We start from the raw sequence: 20750 nt of genomic DNA on the forward strand, positions 1-20750 counted from the left end.
GTCAGCGGGCGATCTCCACGGCGCGGGTCTCCCGGATGACCGTGACCTTGATCTGGCCGGGGTACTCGAGCTCGTTCTCGATGCGGCGCGCGATGTCCTTGGAGAGCCACACGGCATCCTCGTCGGACACCTGCTCGCTCTGCACCAGGATGCGGATCTCGCGGCCGGCCTGCAGCGCGAAGGAGCGCGCCACCCCCTTGAAGCTCGACGCGATGTCCTCGAGCTTCTCGAGGCGCTTGACGTACGACTCGAGGATGTCGCGCCTCGCACCCGGACGGGCCGCCGAAATCGCGTCGGCGGCCTGCACGATCATCGCCTCGAGTGACGGCCAGTCGATGTCCATGTGGTGCGCGGCCACGGCATCGATCACCGACGGACGCTCGCCGTGCTTGCGCAGCAGGTCGAGGCCGATCTCGAGGTGGGTGCCCTCCATCTCGCGATCGACCGCCTTGCCGACGTCGTGCAGGAAGGCGGCGCGTACGCTCACGTGCGCGTCGAGCCCGAGCTCGCGAGCCATCACACCGGCGAGGAACGCGACCTCCTTGCTGTGACTGAGGACGTTCTGGCCGTAGCTGGTGCGGAACTTGAGGCGCCCCATCAGACGCAGGAGCTCCGGATGCACGTCGTGGAGACCGAGCTCGAAGGCCGCCGCCTCGCCGTCGCGGCGCACCGCGTCCTCGAGCTCGCTGCGCACCTTGTCGACGACCTCCTCGATGCGCGCCGGATGGATCCGGCCGTCGGCAATCAGCTTCTCGATGGACTGCCGGGCCACCTCGCGACGAAAGGGGTCGAAACTCGACAGGATGATCGCGCCGGGCGTGTCGTCGACGATGAGCTCGACGCCGGTGGCCTGCTCGAGGGCGCGGATGTTGCGGCCCTCGCGGCCGATGATGCGGCCCTTCATGTCGTCGCTGGGCAGGTCGACCACCGACACGGTCGTCTCGATGGCGTGCTCGGCGGCACTGCGCTGGATGGCCTCGGTGATGATCTGGCGGGCCCGTGCGCCGGCCTGCTCGCGGGCCTCGGCCTCGAGGCGCTTGATCAGGTGCGCGGCGTCGCGGCGCGCGTCGTGCTCGACGTGCCGCAGGAGTTCGGCCTTGGCCTCGTCGGCGGTGAGCCCGGAGACCCGCTGCAATTCCTTCATGGCCTCGGCGTGCCGCTCGTCGGCCTGGGCGAGCCGGGCCCGGACCTGTTGCTCGATGGCGGCCTGGGCCGCCTGCCGCTGCTGGGCCTCGTCGTGGCGGCGGCTCAGATCCTGTTCACGCTGGATCAGCGTGGCGGTGCGTTCGCTGGCGACCCGCAGTTGCTCGGCGGCGTGTTGCTCGGCCGTCCGCGCGGCCTCGTGCAGCTCGCGCGCGCTGCGCTCGGCCTCGAGCAGCAGGGCATGCGCGCGTTCCTTGCCGGCCAGTTCGGCTTCCTTGCGGCGTGATTCGGCCTCGCGCTCGGCGCTGGCGAGGATCTGGGCGGCCTGCTCGCGGGCGTGGCTGGTGTCGGCCTTCAGGCGCTTGCGGGCCCACGCGACCCACGCCATGACGGCGAGAGCGGCCAGGGCGTCGAGCGCCAGTCCGAGCAGTTCGAGGGTGGTCCACTGGCCCATGGGTGGCTCGACTGTGGCCCGAACCCCCGCGCCAAGGCAAGCCTAGACTACTGCTCACCGAGTAAGGGGACTGGACCGCGTGCAGCCGTTCGGTCCCACCCGACCGGACGCGCCGGTGGGGCGTTGTCAGGACGCGGGGAAAGGGCCGCCTGAAGAAAAATCCCGCGTTGCCGTGTGGGGAGGTCGTTGAACCTGCGGAAGCAGGTGGAACCACTGTAAGAGCCGCGCTTCAGGCTTCCTCTCTGCGGAGGCATGCACACCACGCGGCCGTCGCGATTCGCTTGGGGTAAAGAACATCGGCTCAAGCGAGCCTCTACCCATCACGCACAACGCAGGCAAGGGCGAGTGTAGCAGGCAATTGGAAATTTGAGATTTGAAATTCTCGGGGGCGCGGCTGCGCCGGCTCCCCGCGGGATGTCTCGAGCGAGCGACGGCCGGAGGCCGAGCCGCCGAGCATTCTCAACTTTCAGATTTCGAATTGCCCGTGTTTGGCGAGGACGGCGTCGATGAGGCGCTCGAGTTCGGCCGCCTTCTCGACGAGCTCCGAGGCCACGCGCGATTCTTCGTCGCGGCTCCGGAGCGCCTCGTCAGCGATGTTCAGCGCCGCAAGGACGGCCAGCTTGGTCGACTCGCCGATGGGCACCGCCGAGGAGGCTGCGTCCATCGTGCGCTCGACGTAGCGGGCGAGCTTGTGGACGTACGCGGGATCGAGCGCGCTGCGGATCGGGTACCGCAGGCCCTGGATGTCGACCACCACCACGTGGTTCGGTGTGGCCTGCTCGCCGAGCGGCGTCTCGTCGTCCACGGGGTGGCGCGCGTTCACCGGCACATCACATCTGGAGGGCGTCGAGCTGGGCCAGCATGTCGGCCACGCGCGTCCGCACCTGATCCCGCTCCTCGCGCATGGACTGGAGCTCGGCGGCCACCCCGGCGGCGTCGGTGAGCTGCGCCTGCAGCGCATCCACTTCCTTGCCGAGCCGCTCGTTCTCGGTGCGCAGCTTGGCCGACTCGGCCCGGCTCTTCTCGACGAGGGCGATCAACTGGCGGATCTTCTCGTCGAGGCGCTCGACGACCCCGAGATCGGCGGTCGTGGTGGTGGTGCTCATGGTGCAGGCTCCCTGGCCTGCCTTGCGGCAGGCCGATTAGCGCAGGGTGGCGCCGTGTTCGGCGACCAGCGCCGCGAGGATGGCGTCGGTGGCATGCTGCACCTCGGCGTCCGTCAGCGTGCGCTCGGCCGCACGGAAGGTCAGCCTCAGTGACAGGCTCACCTTGCCCTCCGGCAGCGACTTGCCCTGGTAACGATCGAATTCGCGCACCCCCACCAGCGTGGCGGGGGCAGACGCCTGAATCGTGCCACGAACCCTGGCAGCCGGCAAGTCAGCCGCGACCACGATCGACAGGTCGCGCACCACCGACGGGTGCCGCGGCAGGGGCTGCATCACCGCCTGGTGATCGGGATTCCACTGCGGTGCCGCGAGGTCGAGGTCGAGTTCGGCCACCATCACGGCGTCGCCGGCGGGGAGTCCCCGGGCTTCGGCGAGCACGGGCGCGAGCTGCCCGGCCCAACCGACGTCGGCGCGCGTCCCGTCGGCCGCGACGACGACCAGCGTGGCCGCCCGTCCAGGCACCAGCGCCGGATGTTCGGCCGGCGCGACGTCGATGGTCACGCGCAACAGGTCGGCGAGCCGCTGCAGCACGCCGAGCACGTCGTAGAGATCCACGAGGCGACCGCTGCCGCTCCAGTGCTCGGCGGACGCCGCGCCGGTCCACGCGATCGCCACGCTGCGCGACTCGCCGTGCGCCGTGGTGAACCGCGTGCCGAGCTCGAACAGGCGGATGTCGCGCTGCTCGCGTCGACGGTTGTGCGAGAGGCTGTCGATCACGCCGGGCAGCAGCGACGGCCGCAGCACCGCGAACAGCTCGGACAGCGGGTTGGCGATCGCGACCGGAGCCGAATCGAACGGCGCGGCGGCGCCCTTCTCGATGAAGGTGAACGTGACCGCCTCGGCGAACCCGGCGCCCACCAGCAGATCGCGGACGCGCGCATCGCGCACCAGGCGCGGCGCCGGGCGCGCCGGCGGCGCCGAGAGCGCAGGGAAGGTCACCGGCAGGCGCTCGTAGCCGGCGCAGCGCGCGACCTCCTCGATGAGGTCCTCCTCGCGCGTCACGTCGCCACGCCAGCCGGGGACCGTGACGTCCCAGGTCGCCTGCCGCTGCCGCGTTGGCGCCTCGTCGCCCTCGAGCGCCGCGAGGTGGAAGCCGAGCGACGTCAGGATGTCCTCGACCTCGGACGCCGGCACCTCCATGCCCAGCACGCGCGCGATGCGTGGCCAGCGCAGGCCCACGGTCCGCGGCGCCGGCGCCGGCTCGCCGACGACGATCTCGCCGCCACGCTGGGTGCCCGCGCCGATCTCGGTGATCAACTGCACCGCGCGACGAAGCGCGCGCACGGGCATCGACCGATCCACGCCACGCTCGAAGCGGTACGACGCCTCGGTGGACAGGTTCAGGCGTCGGCGCGTGCGTCGCACCTGCGTCGGCTCGAAGTACGCGCTCTCGAGCGCGATCGTCTTCGTCGCGGCACTGATCTCCGTCGCGCCCCCGCCCATCACGCCAGCGACCGCCTGCGCGCCGGCATCGTCGGCGATCACCAGCATGTCGTCGGCCAGCGTGCGCTCGACGCCGTCGAGGGTCGTGAGGCGCTCGCCGGCCGTGGCCGTGCGCACGTCGAGATGGCCGCCCGCGATGGTGGCCAGGTCGAAGGCGTGCAGCGGCTGGTTCAACTCCAGCAACACGTAGTTGGTGACGTCGACGATGTTGTTGATCGAGCGTACGCCGCTGAGGGTGAGGCGCTCGACCAGCCACGCCGGCGACGGACCGACGGTGACGTCCATCACGGCCGCGGAGTAGACGGGGCAGAGGTCCGGGCGCGCGACGGTGACGCGAAGTTCGCCGGGCACCGGGTTCCGGGCACCGGGCACCGGGTTCTCACCGTCGAAGGCCGACTCGTCCGCCGTAGCCTTGGCGAAGGTGGAAGGCCGAAGCCCCAAGGCCGCTGCCGGCGAGCGCAGCGAGCCCCCGTACTTCACCGCCACTTCGCGCGCCATCCCGATCACGCTCAGGCAGTCGGGGCGGTTGGCGGTGATCTCGAAGTCGATCACCGCGTCCTCGGGGCGCCCCTCGACAGGATCCACCGACGCGACCTCGAAGCCGCGCATGGTGAGGTCCCTGGCGAGCTGGTCGATCGCGACGGGGACGTCGACGTATTCCTTCAACCACGAGACGAGGATTCTCACGACGCGAACTGCTCCAGGAAGCGGAGGTCGTTCTCGTAGAACGCCCTGATGTCGTCGACGCGATGGGCGAGCAGCGCGAGGCGCTCGATGCCCATGCCGAAGGCGAAGCCGGTGTACCGCTCGGGATCGATGCCGACGGCCTCGAACACCGAGGGGTGCACCATGCCGCTGCCGCCGATCTCGATCCAGCCGGTGCGCTTGCACATCGAGCAGCCGCTGCCGAAGCACGACTGGCAACCGACGAACACCTCGGCGCTCGGCTCGGTGTACGGGAAGAACGACGGCTTGAACATGATCGGCGTCTTCGGGTCGAAGAACTCGCGCGCGAAGCCGAGCAGCGTGCCCTTCAGGTCGGCCATCGTCACCTGCTCACCGACGACGAGCGCCTCGACCTGCTGGAACATCGGCGTGTGCGTGAGGTCGAGGTTGTCTCGCCGGTAGACGCGACCCGGCGCGATGATCCGGATGGGCGGCGCGTGCCGCTCCATGTACCGGATCTGCATCGCCGACGTGTGCGTGCGCAGCAGCGTCGCCGGCCGCAGCGTGACGCCCGCGCCGGGCTCGCCGGTCGCGCGCACGCCCTGCACGAACGGCTGCGCGAGGTAGAGCGTGTCCTGCGCGTCGCGCGCCGGGTGCTCGGCCGGCATGTTCAGCGCCTCGAAGCAGTGCCAGTCGTCCTCGGTCTCGGGGCCGTCGAGGATCTCGTAGCCCATGCGCACGAAGATGCGCTCGATGCGCTCGCGCATCGCGTTGAGCGGGTGACGCGAGCCGACGGGGAGTGGGCGAGGCGCCAGCGTCAGGTCCAGGCCGGCGGCGCGGGTCGCAGACGCGCCGAGCGTGGCCTTGCGCGCCTCGAGCCCGGCCTCCACGGCCTGCTTCAGCTCGTTGGCCAGCCTCCCGATCTCGCGCTTCTGGTCTGCCGGCGCCTTGCCGATCTCGCCATACAACGCCGTCACGAGGCCGTTCTTGCGCCCGAGGAAGCGGTCGCGCAACGCCTGCAGGTCGGCCGCCGAGGCGACGGCCGCCAGGGCCGCGTCGAACTCGGCGCGCAGGGCGGACACGGAGGAGGAGAGGTCAGTCATCGTCAATTTCAGAATCCCAGAATTTCAGAATTCCTCTGCCATCCGCAGCCCGAGAAGGACGGCGGTGGTGTGAAATTCTCAAATCGTGAAATTGTGCAATTACCTGTGCAAACAGAAACGGGGGCGCGCCCGCGAAGGCGGCCCCCGTCACTTTCAGAATGTCACAATCTCAGAATGTCATCACCATGGTCAGCGCGTCGAGCTGCTGATGCTGGTAGAGAAATTCTGAAATTCCTGAAATTCTGCAATTCCTAAGCGGTCTGCGGCTTGAGGGCGTCCTTGGCACGCGTGGTCAGCGCGGCAAAGGCGGCCGGCTCGTTCACGGCCAGTTCGGCCAGCATCTTCCGGTCGACGGTGATGCCGGCGCGGTTGAGGCCCGCGATGAACTGCGAGTAGCTGATGCCCTGCTGCCGGGCGGCCGCGTTGATACGGACGATCCACAGGCGGCGGAAGTCGCGCTTCTTGCGGCGACGGCCGACGAACGCGCTCTTCAGGGCACGGTCGACCGCTTCCTTGGCGAAGCGGTACAGCTTGCTCTTGTTGGCGTAGTACCCCTTGGCAAGGGTCAACAACTTCTCGCGCTTTGCACGGCGCACCGTGCCACGCTTGACTCTCGGCATTGCTCTCTCCGCAGCCTCGGGGCGGCTTTCGACCGACTTGGGGACCCGGACCGCTCCAAAATTTCAGAATCTCGAATTTCAGAACTTCAGGACCCGGCACTGCTCGAACTCCTGAGGCCGGGCGCGAAATTCTGCAATTCTGCAATCGTGAAATTACCTGCGCTCACTTGTACGGCAGCATCAGCTCCAGCCGGCCCTGATCCTGGGCCGAGACGAGCACGGTGCCACGCAGCGCGCGCTTGCGCTTGGTGGTCTTGCTCGTCAGGATGTGCCGCTTGAACGCGCTGCCGCGCAGGAACTTGCCAGAGGCGGTGCGCTTGAACCGCTTCGAGGCGCCCTTGTGGGTCTTGAGTTTCGGCATGATCTGACTCGTTCATCTCTCCGGGCGCCACACGGCGCCCTTCCAACGGATGCCAGCGACGCATCCGGTCGTCCTGCGGCGCCGCCATGGCGCCGCGGATCCTACTCGGCCGGCTCGGCGGCTGGTGCCGCCACGTTGGCCGCCGCGGTCTCGTCGGCCGCGGCCTTGGCCGCGACGCGCAGTTCCTCGTCGGTCATCTCCGGCTCGTCCTCGATGTTCTCCGGACGCGGCTCGCGCTCCGGCTTCGAGGGCTTCTCGATCTTCTTCAGGCCCGGACGTCCCGACAGGATGGTGTGCATGGTGTTGCCCTCCATCCGCGGGATGTTCTCGGCCACCGCGATCTCGTTCAGCTCGTTGATCAGCCGCTCGAGAATCCGGCGCCCGATCTCCGGGTGGGCGATTTCACGACCGCGGAAGAACACCACGGCCTTGACCTTGTCGCCCTCGTGCAGGAAGCGCGAGATGTTGCGCTTCTTGAAGTCGTAATCGTGCAGGTCGACCTTCGGACGGAACTTGACTTCCTTCACCTCGATGGTCTTCTGGTGCTTGCGGGCCTGCCGCTGCTTCTTCTGCTCGTTGTACTGGTACTTGCCGTAATCGGTGATACGGCAGACCGGCGGCACGGCCGTGGCAGCGACTTCGACGAGGTCCAGGCCCTTGGACCGGGCCAGGGCGACGGCCTGCGCCGGTGCCATGATCCCCAACTGCGCGCCTGTCTCGTCGATCACCCGGACCTCGCGCACACGAATGCGCTCGTTGATCCGGACCCTGTCGTCCCGTCGGGGACCCCGCATGCGATTGTCGAACGCGATAACGACCTCCTTGAACGCGTCCCGTGAGCCGACCCCCTGGCCGGCGCCCCGGAACGCTCCCTAGATCCCGACCGGTTGCGGTTCCCGGCCCTTGCTCGTGACCTCGGCGTCCGCGTCCGCGACGAACGCGGCCACCGTGCGGCTCCCGAGATCCCCGCCCTGCCGGCTGCGGACCGACACCGTGCCCTCGGCGACTTCCTTGTCGCCAACCACCAGCATATACGGCACCTTCTGCAACTGGGCTTCCCGGATCTTGTACCCGATCTTCTCCTGCCGGTCATCGAGCCCGACCCGCAGGCCCGCCGCCTTCAGCTGCGCCTGCACCTCGGCGGCATAGGCCGCGTGGCGATCGGCGATGGGCAGCACCACGGCCTGCAGCGGCGCCAGCCAGAGCGGAAACGCCCCGGCGAAGTGCTCGATCAGCAGCGCGATGAACCGCTCGAAGCTGCCGAAGATCGCCCGGTGGATGACCACCGGCCGGTGCTCGGCGTTGTCGGCCCCGACGTACTTCAGGTCGAAGCGCTCCGGCAGCTGGTAGTCCAGCTGGATCGTCGCGCACTGCCACTTGCGGCCAATCGCGTCGGTCACGTCGAAGTCGATCTTCGGCCCGTAGAACGCGCCGTCGCCCTCGTTGATCGTGTACGCCTGGCCGGCCGACTCGAGCGCCAGCTTCAGCTGCGCCTCGGCGTGATCCCACGTCTCGCGCTGGCCCAGGTACTGCTCCGGCCGCGTCGACAGCTTCACCTCGTACGTCAGCCCGAGGTCGCCGTACACCTGCTGCACGAGCCCGAGCAGCCGCTGCACTTCCTCGCCGATCTGCTCCTGCATCACGAAGCAGTGGGCGTCGTCCTGCGAGAACTGCCGCACCCGCGTCAGGCCGCCGAGCACGCCCGACGCCTCGTTGCGGTGCAGCGCCGTCTGCTCGTGGAAGCGAATCGGCAGGTCGCGGTACGACCGCACCTGGCTGGCGAACACCAGCATGTGCCCGGGGCAGTTCATGGCCTTGAGCGCCATGTCCTCGCCCTCGTCGCCCTCGAGCACGAACATGTTCTCGCGGTAGTGGTGCCAGTGCCCCGACGTCTCCCACAGCGCCTTGTTGAAGACGATGGGGGTCTTCACCTCGTCGTAGCCGGCGGGGTAGAGCACCTTGCGCATGTACTCGGCCAGGCCGTTGTACAGCAGCGTGCCCTTGTGCAGCCAGAAGGCCGCGCCCGGCGCCCACGGGTGGAACATGAACAGGCCGAGTTCCTTGCCCACCTTGCGGTGGTCCCGCTTCTTCGCTTCCTCGATCCGCGCCAGGTGCGCCTGCAGGTCCTTGTCGCTGAAGAACGCCGTGCCGTACACCCGCTGCATCGGCTGGTTCTTCGCGTCGCCCTTCCAGTACGCGCTCGACGTCGTCGTGAGCTTGAAGGCCTTCAGCTTGCCCGTCGAGGGCACGTGCGGCCCGCGGCAGAAGTCCACGAAGGTGTCGCGGTCCTTGATCGTGTAGACCGAGACCTCCGACTGCCCCTGCGTGTTCTCCTCGATCAGCTGCACCTTCAGCGGCTCGCCACGATCGGCGAAGAACCGCAGCGCCTCGTCGCGCGACCACATCTGCCGCTCGAAGACCTCGTCGGCCTGCGCCAAGCGGCGCATCTCGGCCTCGATCTTCTCGAGGTCCTCCGGCACGAACGGCCGCTCCACCACGAAGTCGTAGTAGAAGCCCGGCGGCTCGTCGATCACCGGCCCGATGCCGCATTGCGTGCCGGGGAACAGCTTCGTGACCGCCGCGGCCAACAGGTGGGCCGTGCTGTGCCGGAACACCTTCAGCGCGTCTGGGCCGTCGGCCGTGAGGATCTGGACGCGCGCGTCCCTGTCGAGCGGGCACGAGAGGTCGACCACCTCGTCGTCGACCTTGGCCGCCAGGGCAGCCTTGGCAAGACGCGGAGACACGTCGGCCGCGACGTCCCGGACGGGCGTACCTGCAGCGACGGATCGCGTGGATCCGTCGGGAAGCGTGACGACGACGGGTGTCATGCCGCGAACACTGGTCTCCACAGCCGGAGCCGGCTGGAGCAACAACCGGTGGGCGGGTGGCTGGAAATGGTAGGCACGGGCGGAATCGAACCGCCGACCTCCTGCGTGTCAAGCAGGCGCTCTAACCCCTGAGCTACGCGCCTACAGCCGTTCGCACAAGTGCACGTGCGAACAGGCATGGTACAGCGAAGTGGTATGGGCGTGCAACCCGCCAGAGGACCGGCCGTCGACGCGCGCGCCCGAGTCAGGCGGCCGCCTTGGCCGGCGCGGTCCGGGCCCCGATGGTCTCGAGGGCCTTGTCCAGGATCGGGTCCTCGTCGCCGAGTGGCGCGCCAAACTCCACGTCGGGCTCGGCCACCGGCACGGCAGGGACCAGCCCCGTGCCGTGGATGGCGGTGCCCTTGGGCGACAGCCATCGCGCGTACGTGAGCCACAGGCCGCTGCCATCGGGCAGCTTCACCAGCTTCTGCGCCGCCGCCCGGCCGAGCGTCCGCTCGCCGATGATCCGGGCGCGATCGTTCTCCACCAGCGCCGCTGCGAAGACCTCCGCGGCCTGAGAAGTGCCGTTGGTGGTCAGCAGGGTGACCGGCAGCGTGAGGCTGCCGTCGCCCGCCCGCGCCTCGACCTTCTGCTGCCCCTGGTTGCGCGCCTCGCGAATGGCCAGCGTGCCGGTCTTGACGAAGGGCCGCGCGGCCTCGGCGCCCAGCGCGGGATCGCCCTCGGCCGTGTGTCGCAGGTCGATGAGCACCTGCGTCGCGCCCTGGGTGACCGCCTGCGCCACGGCCTCCCGCAGCTGCTGCGGGGTGCGTTCGCCGAAGGCCGCCACGCGCAGGAGCCCGACACCGGGCGCCGGCATCGTCGTGGTCACCGCCACCGGCAGCGGCGCGACGCGCGTCAGGACGACCTCGTGCGTGTCGGTCTGGCTGCCGCGCAGGACGGTGAGGGTGACCTTCGACCCTTCGGGACCGCGCAGGAGGCGCTCGCCCTGGAAGAGCGACATGTGCCGGGTCGACTTGCCGTCGATGGCGCGAATGTAGTCGCCGGTGTGCAGGCCCGCCTTGGCCGCCGGCGAGCCATCGCGCGCCGCCACCACGCGCAGGTAGTACTGGCGCGTCAGCGAGAGGCCGGTGGTGCCCGAGGCGGAGGCCGCGCTGCCGTCGATGCCCTTGACCTGCGAGGCGTCCAGCCAGGAGCTGTCCGGATCCAGGCCCTCGGCCAGGCCCAGCATCGCGCCGTCGAGCACCGTGTCGGCGCTCGGTTCCTCCACGTAGCTGCCGAAGATCAACGACACCACGTCGTCGAACACCCGCAGGTGCGGATAGGCGCCCGGGGTGGTGCGCTGCTGGCCCAGCAGTCCACCCACGAGCGTGAACACGACGAGCGGGGTGGTGAGAGCGAGCACGAGGTAGCGGGTACGGGTGGTCATTCGTGATGCCGCGATGCGGGGAATGCCGGGAATGCCGGGATGCTCACTGGGCGCGTGCCAACCATTCTAGGGGATTGACCGGACGTCCGTCGACGCGAACCTCCAGGTACAGCCCCGGCTGCCCATCAGGGGCGTCGCCCACCTGACCGACGATCGCGCCGGCGTCGATGGTGGCTCCCCGTTGGACGCCGACCAGCGACAGGTAGCCGTACAGCGAGTAGGCCTGCCGCCCGTGGTCGACGATCACCAGCTGGCCGAAGCCCGTGAACGTGCCGGCGAACACGACCGTGCCGGGATGGATGGCCCGCACCGGCTTGCCGGCGTCGGCGGCGATCGTGATGCCGTTACTCACCGTCGTGGTGCCGAAACGCGGATCGCGCTGGCGACCGAAGCGGCCCGCCACCTGGCCGTCGACCGGCCAGGGCAACTGCCGGCGGCGAGCGCCGAGCGGCACGCGGTCGACCGGCGGCGCGGTGGGAACCGCCGGCGCTGCGGGGCGCCCTTCGATGCGGGCGGCCATCGTCGAGTCGAGCCGCGCGCGGGCGGCGACCAGTTCGGACAGCCAGCGCTCCCGTTCCGCCGTCTCCTGCTCCAGCGACGCGAGCAGGTCCTGCTTGCGGATGGCGGCCGCCTCGGCCGCGAGCCGACGCGTCCGCGCTTCGGCCTGCAGGGCGCGGGCATCGCGCTGCCGCACGGCCAGCAGGGATCGGGTCTGCGCCAGCTCGTCGGCGTTCTGGCGGTACTCGGCCAGCCGTCGCCCGTCGTCACGCGCCAGGTAGTTCATCAGGCGCGCCGCCCGACCGACGGCTTGCGCGCTCTTCGCGTTCCACGCGATGCGCGCGTAGCCGACGCGCCCGAGCCGCTGGAGCCGCCGGAGGCGCGCGGCCACGGCGGGGCGCTCGCGATCGAGGGTGCCCTGCAGCTCGTCCTGCCGCGCGGTGAGCTTCGCGATGTCGCCACCGAGGACGGCGATCGCCTGCCGCGCCTCCGCCTCTCGCGCCAACTGGAGGTTGCGCTCGACCTCCAGCTTGCGCAGTTCGTCGAGCACCGACTTCGACTGGCGCTTGAGGACCTCGGCCTCTCTCGTCAGCGCAGCGATCCGCTCGCGCGTCGCCTGCTGCGCCTTGGCGGCCTCGGCCGCCTGCACGAGCGGCGACGCCTGGGTCGGCTCGGCCGGCGTCGTGCTCGGCGAGGCCTGCTGCAGCGTGGCCAACTGCGCGGCCAGCAGGAGCGAGAGGAACAGCACGGGTTCAGGGTAACGCCGAACGCCGAACGCCGAGCGCCGACGAGGAGCCACGAAGGCCGACGGCCGAGTGACGCAGGCCGAATGACCAGGTGCCCCTGTTACCCTGTTCGCCGTGCGTGTGCTGGCGTTCGATCTCGGTGCCCGTCGCACCGGCGTGGCCATCAGCGATGCGTCGGGAACGTTGGCGCGGCCGCTCGAGGTGGTGCAGGGGCCGTCGCTCAAGGCGCAGTGGGGCGCGTTGCTCGACGTGATTGCCCGCGCCCAGGCCGACGATGAGCCACTCGAGACCGTGGTGGTGGGCGTGCCGCGGCGCCTCGACGGCAGCCCGACCGACTTCACGCCGGCGGCCCTCGACTTCGTGGCGCGCCTGTCGCGACGGATTGCGGTGCCGGTGGTGCCGCTCGACGAGCGGCTGACGAGCGTCGAGGCCGAGGCCCTGCTGGCGACCCGCGAGAAGGACTGGCGCCGACGCAAGGCGCAACTGGACGCGGCGGCCGCCGCCGTGCTGCTGCAGGAATATCTCGACACCCGACAAAGGATCTCGCCCGCGTGAAGCGCTTCCTCCTGTTCCTGCTGCTCGTCCTCCTGCTGGTCGCCCTCGGGGCCGGCCTGTGGGTGCGCCAGCGCGTGACCGCGCCCTTCGCCGGGTTCTCCGGCGAGCAGTTCATCGAGATTCCGCAAGGGGAGAGCACGGCGGGCATCGGCCGTCGCCTGGTGGAGGCGGGCGTGATCCGCGACCCGCTCACCTTCCGCCTCGCGGTGCGGACGTTTGCGCGCGGGCGGTCGCTGAAGGCGGGCGAGTACCGCTTCGAGGGCGCGTCGACGCCGGCCGAGGTCATCGAGAGGCTCGCGAAGGGCGACGTGTATCTGGTGTCGTTGACGTTCCCCGAGGGCCTGACGGCGCAGGAGATGGCCGTCCTGTTCGGGCAGAGCGGGCTGGGCAGCGCCGACGCGTTCGTGGAGGCGTCGCGCGACCCGTCGTTGATCGCCGAGGTCGATCCCCAGGCCGATACGCTCGAGGGCTACCTGTTCCCCGACACCTACAGCCTGCCGCGCCGCATCTCGGCCAGGGCCATGGTGGGACGCATGGTCAAGCGGTTCACGACGGTGTTCGACGACGACCTGCGACGGCAGGCCAGGGCGACCGGCCTCACCGTGCGGCAGATCATGTCGATTGCGGCGCTCGTCGAGAAGGAGACCGCGCGCGCCGAGGAGCGGCCGCTCGTTGCGGCCGTGTATCGCAACCGCTTCCGCATCGGCATGCCGATGCAGGCCGACCCGACGGTCATCTACGCCCTCAAGCGGGCGGGGAAGTGGAACGGCAACATCCGCAAGGGCGACCTGATGTTCGACTCGCCGTACAACACCTACCGCTATCCCGGACTGCCTCCCGGGCCGATCGCCTCGCCGGGCCGTGCGGCCATCGAGGCGACGATCTCGCCTGCGAAGGTCGACTATCTCTACTTCGTCAGCCGCAACGACGGCTCGCACGCCTTCGCGAGCACGCTTCCGGAACACAACCGGAACGTGCAGAAGTGGCAGGTCGAGTACTTCCGCGCGAGGAGGTAATTCGAAATTGGAGATTTGAAATTCTCGAGCGCCGGCTGCGCCTGGCGCGGCGGAGGCCGAAGGCCAAGCCGCCGGGAATTTCAAATTTCGAATTTCAGATTGCCAGCGTCAGCGCTCTGCCCAGCGCAGCTTCTGGCGCAGCACCTGGAAATAGCCGTGCGATGACGGCTTGAGCAGGCGGAGTTCGTACGGCGCCTTGTGAATCGACACGGTGTCGCCAGGGCCAATCGCGTCGCCGGTCTGCCCGTCGAAGGTGACGTAGGTCTCCTCGCGCGGCGAGCGCGGGATGTCGCCGGCCAGCACGATCTCGATCGCGACCGAGGCCGGCAGCATCACCGGGCGGTTGGTGAGCGTGTGCGGGGCGATCGGCGTCAGCACCAGCGCGTCGACGGCCGGGTGGACGATCGGGCCGCCGGCCGAGAGGTTGTAGGCGGTCGATCCGGTCGGCGAGGCGACGATCAGGCCGTCGGCCTTGAAGCGGGCGATCAGCTGCCCGTCGGCCGACGCCACCAGATCGATCATCCGCGAGAGCGCCCCCTTGGTGATCACCACGTCGTTGAGCGCGACGTGCCGGAGGCGCGTCCCGTCGGGCCGCCGCACGATCGCCTCGAGCATGAGGCGCCGTTCCTCGTGCGCGGTGCCGGCGAGCGCCTGCGCGATGGCGTCGTACACCTCGGTGACCCGCACCTCGGTCAGGAACCCGAGGCTGCCGAAGTTCACCGCCACGACCGGCACGTCGTAGCCGCCGGTGGCCAGGCGACCGGCCGTGCCGAGCAACGTGCCGTCGCCGCCCAGCACGATGAGCAACTGCTCGTCGCGCCCGAGGTGCTCCGCGTCGCAGTGCTCTCCGGGGAGCGGGCGGCGCGAGAGGCCGGCCGTCGCCGTCTCGTAGCACGGCGTGATGCCGTGCTGGCGCAGCCACGTGCCCAGTTCATGCAGCAGGTCGGCCGCCTCGAACAGGCCGGGCTTGGCCACCAGGCCGACGCGATTGACGGGGGCACTCATGCACGACTCCTGAAGTGGGCGAGCCACTCGCGATTGCCTTCCATGCCCTCGATGGGCGAGGCCGCGTGCGCCTGCACGTCCAGCCCCAGCGCAGCGGCGGTCGCCACGACCTCGGCGAGCACCCGCGCCCGCACCGCCTCGTCGCGCACGATGCCGTGCTTGCCGACCTCGTCGCGACCAGCCTCGAACTGCGGCTTGACCAGCGTGACGACGTCGGCGCCCGGCCGCAACAGCGGCGGCACGACGGGGAGAATGTACCGCAGGGAGATGAACGACACGTCGGCGGTGACGATGTCGAACGCCCGGTGGCCCTCGGGCAGGTCGGCGGGCACCAGGTGCCGGGCGTTGATGCGTTCGAGGCAACTGACGCGCGGATCGGACCGCAACCGCCAGTCCATCTGGTTGTGGCCGACGTCGAGCGCCACGACGTGCGCGGCGCCGCGGCGCAGCAGCACGTCGGTGAAGCCGCCGGTCGACGCCCCGATGTCGAGCGCCTCGCGGCCCTCCACGGCGATGCCGAAGGTGTCGAGGGCGTGCACCAGCTTCAGGGCGCCGCGCCCGACGTAGGGATGGTCGGCCTGTCGCACCTGGACGTCGGCATCCTCGCGCACCAGGTGGCCGGGCTTGGGGGAACTGGTGGTCCCCGGCAGCGTCACGTGCCCGGCCAGGATCAGCGCGCGCGCCCGCTCGCGCGAGGCCGCGTGTCCGCGCTGCACGAGCAGCTGATCGAGCCTCACACGGGCAGCGCGGTCGGTCACTGGCGGCGGGTCAGGGTCCAGTCGAGGATGGCCGGCAGATGACCGGACAGGCCGGCCGCCGCGAGCGCGGCATGCCCGCGCTCGGCACACTCGCGGGCGCGCTGCCGGCTGCCCTCGACGCCGAACAGGGCCGGGTAGGTCAGCTTGCCAACCGCCGCGTCCTTGCCCGCGCTCTTGCCGAGCGACGAGGCATCACCCTCGACGTCGAGCACGTCGTCGACGATCTGGAAGCAGAGGCCGAGTTCGACCCCGTAGGCATCGACGGCGGCCACCTGCTCGGGGGTGCCGCCAGCCATGATGGCGCCAGCGCCCACGGCCGCGCGCATCAGGGCGCCGGTCTTGCGCGCGTGCACGTCCCGCAGGCGGGCGAGATCGTCCTCGGCGCGCGCCTGGCGGGCCGCGCCCTCCCACTGCAGATCGAGCACCTGGCCCCCCACCATGCCCCAGGCCCCGGCCGCCCGCCCGATGAGGGCCATCGCCTGCAGCTTGCGGCTGGCGATGGCGGGACCGTCCAACGCCGGCTCGCGGGCCAGGAGCGCGAACGCCTCGGTGAGCAGGCCGTCACCCGCCAGGATGGCCAGGGCCTCGCCGTACACGACGTGGTTGGTGGGGCGGCCACGCCGCAGCGTGTCGTCGTCCATCGCCGGCAGGTCGTCGTGGATCAGCGAGTAGGTGTGGATCATCTCGAGCGCGCAGGCGGCCGGCAGGGCGAGGCGGCGTGCGTCGGGATGGCCCAGGCCGACCGCGTCGGCGGCGGCGAGTACCAGCACGGGACGGAGGCGCTTGCCGCCGGCCAGGAGGCTGTATCGCATCGCCTCGTGCAGGCGCTCGGGACACGCCTCGGGGGGCGTCGGCAGCCACTCGGCCAGCGCCCGTTCCAGGTCGCGCCGGCAGCCGTCGGCGAACGTCTCGAAGTCGGAGGCGCTCATCCGCGGTCGGACTGCCGGGGATGCAGGTCCTTCTCGAAGGCGGCCGTCTCGTCGCGCAGGCCGCCGCCCTGTGTGAGCACCTGGATGCGCTTCTCGGCGTCGGTCAGCTTCTCGTGGCAGAAGCGGGAGAGCGTCACGCCGCGCTCGAACAGCGCGAGTGATTGCTCGAGGGGCTGGTCCCCCTGTTCGAGGCTGCGGACGATGCCGTCGAGTTCGGCCAGGGCGTGTTCGAAGTCGGTAGGGTCGGTCATGGACGTGGGGGAAGGCCGGGCGCGGCGCCGTCGACCTCGCACTGCAGTCGCCCGTCGGGCAGTTGCACCTGCACCTGCTCACCGGGGCGCACCTGCTCGACGCTGCGCACGATGGCGGTGCCCGAGGCATTCCAGCAGATGGCGTAGCCGCGCGCCAGCGTGCCGAGCGGGCTGAGGGCGTGGAGTTGCCCGGCCAGGGCCGTCAACTGTCGATCGCCGCGATGCCAGGACAGCTCGACCGCCTGCCGCGCGCGTGCGAGGTGCGCATCGACGCGCCGGCAGGCCTGCGCGACGCGCGCCTCGAGCCCGACCCGCGCGAGTCGGTCACGGTGCGTCTGCAGGGCGGCGGCGGCCTGCGCCTGGCGCTGCCGCATCGACACCGCGAGGCGCTCGTCCAGCGCCGACAGGCGGCGCAGCCGCGCCGTGAGCTGGCGTTGCGGATGCTGTTCGTCGAGGCGGCGCGCGAGGTCGTCGAGCCGACGCCGGTCGTCGCGCAGGCGGAGGCGGAGCGCCCCGACGAGGCGCTCGTGCAGGTCGAGGCGCTGGCGGTCGCGGTCGAAGACCCGGTCGCGGAAGCGCGCGAAGGCCGGTCGTTGCTCGACGTGCAGCAGGCGCGCGCGCTGCCTGTCGAGGCGACTGCGCAGCAGCAGTGACATCTGGCGGCGGGCGGTCGCAATGCGCTCGCGGAAGGCGCTGGCCTGACCCACCACCAGTTCGGCGGCATGCGACGGCGTCGCGGCACGCACGTCGGCGACGAGATCCGCGATGGTCGTGTCGACCTCGTGCCCGACCGCCGAAATCACCGGCACCTTGCACGCGGCGATGGCCCGCGCCACCACTTCCTCGTTGAAGGCCTTGAGGTCCTCGGCCGAGCCGCCGCCGCGGCCGACGATCAACACGTCGACGTTGGGCACGCGGGCGATGCGGGCGATGGCCCGCGCGATCTCGGGACCCGCCTCGTCGCCTTGCACGCGGGTCGGCGCGATGACGATGTCGGCCGGCGCGTGCCGGGTGCGCAGCACGCGGATCACGTCGCGCAGCGCCGCCCCCTCGAGCGAGGTCACGACGCCGATGGCGCGCGGCAGCAGCGGCAGGGGACGCTTGCGGGCCGGATCGAACAGGCCCTCGGCCTGCAGGCGCTTCTTCAGTTGCTCGAAGGCCACCTGCAGGGCGCCGGCGCCCTTGGGCTCGATGCCGTCCACGTACAGCTGGTAGCGCCCCGTGGGCACGTACACCGAAATCCGGCCGCGGGCGATGACCTGCATGCCGTTGGCGAGGCGGAACCGCAGGCGTGCCGCATCGGTGCGCCACATGATCGCGCCGAGCCGGGCACTCGCGTCCTTCAGCGTGAAGTAGAGGTGTCCACCCTTCTCCGAGCAGTCGGTGAGTTCGCCTTCCACCCACACGCGCGGGAAGTCGCGCTCGAGCGTGCCGCGCACCGCCTGCGTGATGGCGCTGACCGTGAGGACAACCGGCCGGGCCGGGGCGGCCGTCGCCTCGCGTGGGCGTGGCGCCACGACCGGCTCCTCATCGCGGCGTCGCTCCGCGCCGACGGGCGCGACGGGCGGCTTGTCGAGCCTGGCCGGTTCGACGGGGCGCAGGTCCTCCGGGTCGAGGGGCGCATCCTCGAACGGGAGGTCGAACAGCGAACTCACCGGAGGTCCTCGATGTCGGTGGGGGTGAGGCTGAGGCGCTCGATGGCCGTCGCGGCGCCCGTCGCGACGTCGGCCGTGACGATGACGGCGTGCAGTCGCGGCATGCCGCTCGCGGTGTCGAACCTGGTCGGCAGGCCGGTGAGGAACCGCTGGATGATCGGGCCACGCTCGACGCCGATCACGCCGTCGTGGGGCCCGGTCATGCCGACGTCGGTGCAGTACGCCGTGCCGCCTGGCAGCACCTGCGCATCGGCGGTCTGCACGTGCGTGTGCGTGCCGACGACGGCCGTGGCGATGCCGTCGAGGTGCCACCCGAGCGCCACCTTCTCCGACGTGGCCTCGGCGTGGAAGTCGACCAGGAGGACGTCGGCGTGTTGCCGGAGGCGTTCGGCCTCGGCGCGCCCGATCGAGAAGGGGTCGTCGAGGGCGGTCATGAACACGCGGCCCATCAGGTTCAGGATCGCGACCCGCGTGCCGCTCGAGAGCGTGACGATCGTCGACCCGCGGCCGGGCGTGCCGGCCGGGTAGTTGAACGGGCGCAGCAGGCGCGGCTCCTCGTCGATGAAGCCGAGGATCTCGCGCTTGTCCCACACGTGGTTGCCGGAGGTCATCACGGCGATGCCCGTGTCGAACAGTTCCTTCGAGATGTCGCGCGTGAGTCCGAACCCGCCCGCGGCGTTCTCGCCGTTGGCGATCACCAGGTCGATGCCGCGGGTGCGGACCAGGGCAGGCACGGCGCGTCGCACGAGGTCGCGACCGACCTTGGCGAAGATGTCGCCGATGAAGAGGATGCGCATCCGGCGCCTAGACGACTTTCTCGATCGGGATCACGAACTCGTGCCCGGCGTTGAGCCGGGGCAGTCGCACGCGCAGTTCGCCCTCGCTCATGGTGGCCCGCGCATTGGCGAGGTCGAGCGTCGTGGTGACGCGCACGGCCCGCGCGAAGCGGCCGAAACTGCGCTCGACGAGGTGGTAGGCGGTGGCGCGCGCCGGCGGCGTGCCGGCTGGCCACTTGCACCCGGCAATCACCAGCGTGTTGTTCTTGAACAGCACCCGGACATCGTCGGGCGACACGCCGGCGAGGTCCATCACCACCTCGAGCGAGTCCTCCCGCTCGACGACGTCCATGGGAGGCGCGTAGAGGCCACCCGGGGCGGCGTCATGGGCCTGCTGCAGGTCCTCGAAGAGCCGACGAACCTCGTCGGCGAGTTCGGCCGCCTCTGGAAACGACAGCATGAGGCGATGATCGCACGCCCCGCGCAGGTTGGCGAGGGGAGGCACGGGTGGCAGGGCGCCGAGCGAGGGCGTGCGCAGGTGTCCGGCTTCGGTGTCCGTAGGTGTCGGGCTTCGGTGTCCGTAAGTGTCGGGCTTCGGTGTGCGTAGGTGTCGGGCTTGCCCGACACGCAGCGGCGCGGCACTGACCGTCGGTCGAGGCCGAGGCCTGCAGTTGTCAGCCGACGGCCATATTTGTTTAATGTGAGTGTATAACGCGCACATAAAATGCTTGACACGCGCTCATGTCGTTCGTATAGTGACACCGTTGGCGATCGACATACGGTTCGCCAGGCCGCCTGGCCGGGCATTCCGGCGGGCGGATGAGATCGAGCAGGACAGGGAAGGGGGATGGCCTCGATAGCCGTCTCCGGATTTCTGAGGAGGACGACATGAGCATGGTGCGATTCGATCCGTTCCGTGAACTGGCCACGATGCAGGACCGCATCAACCGCATCTTCGGCGACGCGTACACCCGCCGCTACGACGACGACCTCACGCAGCGCGGCGAGTGGTTCCCGGCCGTCGACATCTACGAGAACGCGCAGCAGGAGATCGTGCTGAAGGCGGAACTGCCTGGCATCGCGCGCGAGGACATCGACCTGCGCGTCGAGAACAACACGCTGACGCTGCGCGGCGAGCGCAAGCGCGACGCCGAGGTCAAGCAGGAGCAGTACCACCGCATCGAGCGGTCCTACGGGGCGTTCAGTCGGTCCTTCTCGCTGCCCACGCGCATCGACACCGAGAAGGTGCGCGCCGAGTTCAAGGACGGCGTGCTCGTCATCACGCTGCCGGTCAAGGCTGAAGCCAAGCCGCGGCAGATCGAGGTGGCGGTCAGCTAAGGGGGTGGGCAGG

The 20750-nt window shown here is 70.2% G+C and carries 21 protein-coding genes, 1 tRNA gene and 1 other RNA gene; 3 read left to right on the forward strand and 20 right to left on the reverse strand.

Annotation, left to right across the window (positions count from 1 at the left end; translation table 11 throughout):
• Position 1: 1 nt before the first annotated feature.
• The 13 genes from rny to TBR22_RS09630 all read right to left on the reverse strand — a co-directional run bounded on the left by rny (position 2) and on the right by TBR22_RS09630 (position 12456).
• Positions 2-1597: a ribonuclease Y gene (gene rny / locus TBR22_RS09570; RefSeq protein ID WP_239492749.1), complete on the reverse strand. Its 1596-nt coding sequence runs from the start codon at positions 1595-1597 to the stop codon at positions 2-4.
• Positions 1598-1752: 155 nt separating this feature from the next.
• Positions 1753-1938, reverse strand: a non-coding RNA gene (gene ssrS, locus TBR22_RS09575) — 6S RNA.
• Positions 1939-2063: 125 nt separating this feature from the next.
• A complete protein-coding gene (locus TBR22_RS09580; protein WP_239492750.1) occupies positions 2064-2420 on the reverse strand; it encodes a cell division protein ZapA in 357 nt (118 codons plus the stop codon).
• 7 nt (positions 2421-2427) lie between these two features.
• Entirely contained in the window at positions 2428-2703 is a 276-nt protein-coding gene (gene zapB / locus TBR22_RS09585) for a cell division protein ZapB (RefSeq protein ID WP_239492751.1), read from the reverse strand.
• Between the two features lie 36 nt (positions 2704-2739).
• Entirely contained in the window at positions 2740-4893 is a 2154-nt protein-coding gene (gene pheT, locus TBR22_RS09590; RefSeq protein WP_239492752.1) for a phenylalanine--tRNA ligase subunit beta, read from the reverse strand.
• Positions 4890-5975 (reverse strand): phenylalanine--tRNA ligase subunit alpha, encoded by a 1086-nt coding sequence (gene pheS / locus TBR22_RS09595; RefSeq protein ID WP_239492753.1) that lies wholly within the window; start codon positions 5973-5975, stop codon positions 4890-4892. Before pheS ends, pheT begins: the two co-directional genes overlap by 4 nt.
• A gap of 251 nt (positions 5976-6226) precedes the next feature.
• Positions 6227-6595, reverse strand: coding sequence for a 50S ribosomal protein L20 (gene rplT, locus TBR22_RS09600; RefSeq protein WP_239492754.1), 369 nt, complete (start codon positions 6593-6595; stop codon positions 6227-6229).
• Between the two features lie 163 nt (positions 6596-6758).
• Positions 6759-6956, reverse strand: coding sequence for a 50S ribosomal protein L35 (gene rpmI, locus TBR22_RS09605; RefSeq protein ID WP_239492755.1), 198 nt, complete (start codon positions 6954-6956; stop codon positions 6759-6761).
• 101 nt (positions 6957-7057) lie between these two features.
• On the reverse strand, positions 7058-7684 hold the full coding sequence (gene infC, locus TBR22_RS09610; protein ID WP_239492756.1) for a translation initiation factor IF-3: 627 nt from the start codon (positions 7682-7684) through the stop codon (positions 7058-7060).
• A gap of 144 nt (positions 7685-7828) precedes the next feature.
• Positions 7829-9784, reverse strand: coding sequence for a threonine--tRNA ligase (gene thrS / locus TBR22_RS09615; RefSeq protein WP_239492757.1), 1956 nt, complete (start codon positions 9782-9784; stop codon positions 7829-7831).
• 67 nt (positions 9785-9851) lie between these two features.
• Positions 9852-9927: transfer RNA gene (locus TBR22_RS09620), tRNA-Val, on the reverse strand.
• Between the two features lie 101 nt (positions 9928-10028).
• Entirely contained in the window at positions 10029-11210 is a 1182-nt protein-coding gene (locus tag TBR22_RS09625; RefSeq protein ID WP_239492758.1) for a S41 family peptidase, read from the reverse strand.
• A 43-nt stretch (positions 11211-11253) separates the two neighbouring features.
• Entirely contained in the window at positions 11254-12456 is a 1203-nt protein-coding gene (locus tag TBR22_RS09630; RefSeq protein ID WP_239492759.1) for a murein hydrolase activator EnvC, read from the reverse strand.
• A gap of 112 nt (positions 12457-12568) precedes the next feature.
• Between TBR22_RS09630 and ruvX the strand changes: the two genes are divergently transcribed.
• Both ruvX and mltG read left to right on the forward strand, forming a co-directional pair.
• Entirely contained in the window at positions 12569-13009 is a 441-nt protein-coding gene (gene ruvX / locus TBR22_RS09635; RefSeq protein ID WP_239492760.1) for a Holliday junction resolvase RuvX, read from the forward strand.
• Positions 13006-14025, forward strand: a complete 1020-nt coding sequence (gene mltG / locus TBR22_RS09640) for an endolytic transglycosylase MltG (RefSeq protein WP_239492761.1) — start codon at positions 13006-13008, stop codon at positions 14023-14025. The genes ruvX and mltG overlap by 4 nt, the downstream gene beginning before the upstream one ends.
• Positions 14026-14133: 108 nt before the next feature.
• Here the strand turns inward: mltG and TBR22_RS09645 are convergent, their stop codons facing one another.
• Genes TBR22_RS09645 through TBR22_RS09675 form a run of 7 tightly spaced genes read right to left on the reverse strand, consistent with a single transcriptional unit; the run spans position 14134 to position 19859 of the window.
• Positions 14134-15030 carry an NAD(+)/NADH kinase gene (locus TBR22_RS09645; protein ID WP_239492762.1) on the reverse strand — a complete coding sequence of 299 codons (897 nt, stop codon included), beginning with the start codon at positions 15028-15030 and terminating at the stop codon, positions 14134-14136.
• A complete protein-coding gene (locus TBR22_RS09650; RefSeq protein WP_239492763.1) occupies positions 15027-15788 on the reverse strand; it encodes a TlyA family RNA methyltransferase in 762 nt (253 codons plus the stop codon). Before TBR22_RS09650 ends, TBR22_RS09645 begins: the two co-directional genes overlap by 4 nt.
• Positions 15785-16717 (reverse strand): polyprenyl synthetase family protein, encoded by a 933-nt coding sequence (locus TBR22_RS09655; protein WP_239492764.1) that lies wholly within the window; start codon positions 16715-16717, stop codon positions 15785-15787. Before TBR22_RS09655 ends, TBR22_RS09650 begins: the two co-directional genes overlap by 4 nt.
• Positions 16714-16968 carry an exodeoxyribonuclease VII small subunit gene (gene xseB, locus TBR22_RS09660; protein WP_239492765.1) on the reverse strand — a complete coding sequence of 85 codons (255 nt, stop codon included), beginning with the start codon at positions 16966-16968 and terminating at the stop codon, positions 16714-16716. Before xseB ends, TBR22_RS09655 begins: the two co-directional genes overlap by 4 nt.
• Positions 16965-18623: an exodeoxyribonuclease VII large subunit gene (gene xseA / locus TBR22_RS09665; RefSeq protein WP_239492766.1), complete on the reverse strand. Its 1659-nt coding sequence runs from the start codon at positions 18621-18623 to the stop codon at positions 16965-16967. Before xseA ends, xseB begins: the two co-directional genes overlap by 4 nt.
• Positions 18620-19420, reverse strand: a complete 801-nt coding sequence (locus TBR22_RS09670; RefSeq protein ID WP_239492767.1) for a TIGR00282 family metallophosphoesterase — start codon at positions 19418-19420, stop codon at positions 18620-18622. The genes xseA and TBR22_RS09670 overlap by 4 nt, the downstream gene beginning before the upstream one ends.
• Before the next feature lie 7 nt (positions 19421-19427).
• Positions 19428-19859: an Hsp20/alpha crystallin family protein gene (locus TBR22_RS09675; protein WP_239492768.1), complete on the reverse strand. Its 432-nt coding sequence runs from the start codon at positions 19857-19859 to the stop codon at positions 19428-19430.
• A gap of 428 nt (positions 19860-20287) precedes the next feature.
• On the opposite strand from TBR22_RS09675, the gene TBR22_RS09680 reads away from it, so the two are divergent.
• Positions 20288-20737 carry an Hsp20/alpha crystallin family protein gene (locus TBR22_RS09680; protein WP_239492769.1) on the forward strand — a complete coding sequence of 150 codons (450 nt, stop codon included), beginning with the start codon at positions 20288-20290 and terminating at the stop codon, positions 20735-20737.
• Positions 20738-20750: the final 13 nt, after the last annotated feature.

It is taken from the genome of Luteitalea sp. TBR-22, from assembly GCF_016865485.1.
GTDB lineage: Bacteria > Acidobacteriota > Vicinamibacteria > Vicinamibacterales > Vicinamibacteraceae > Luteitalea.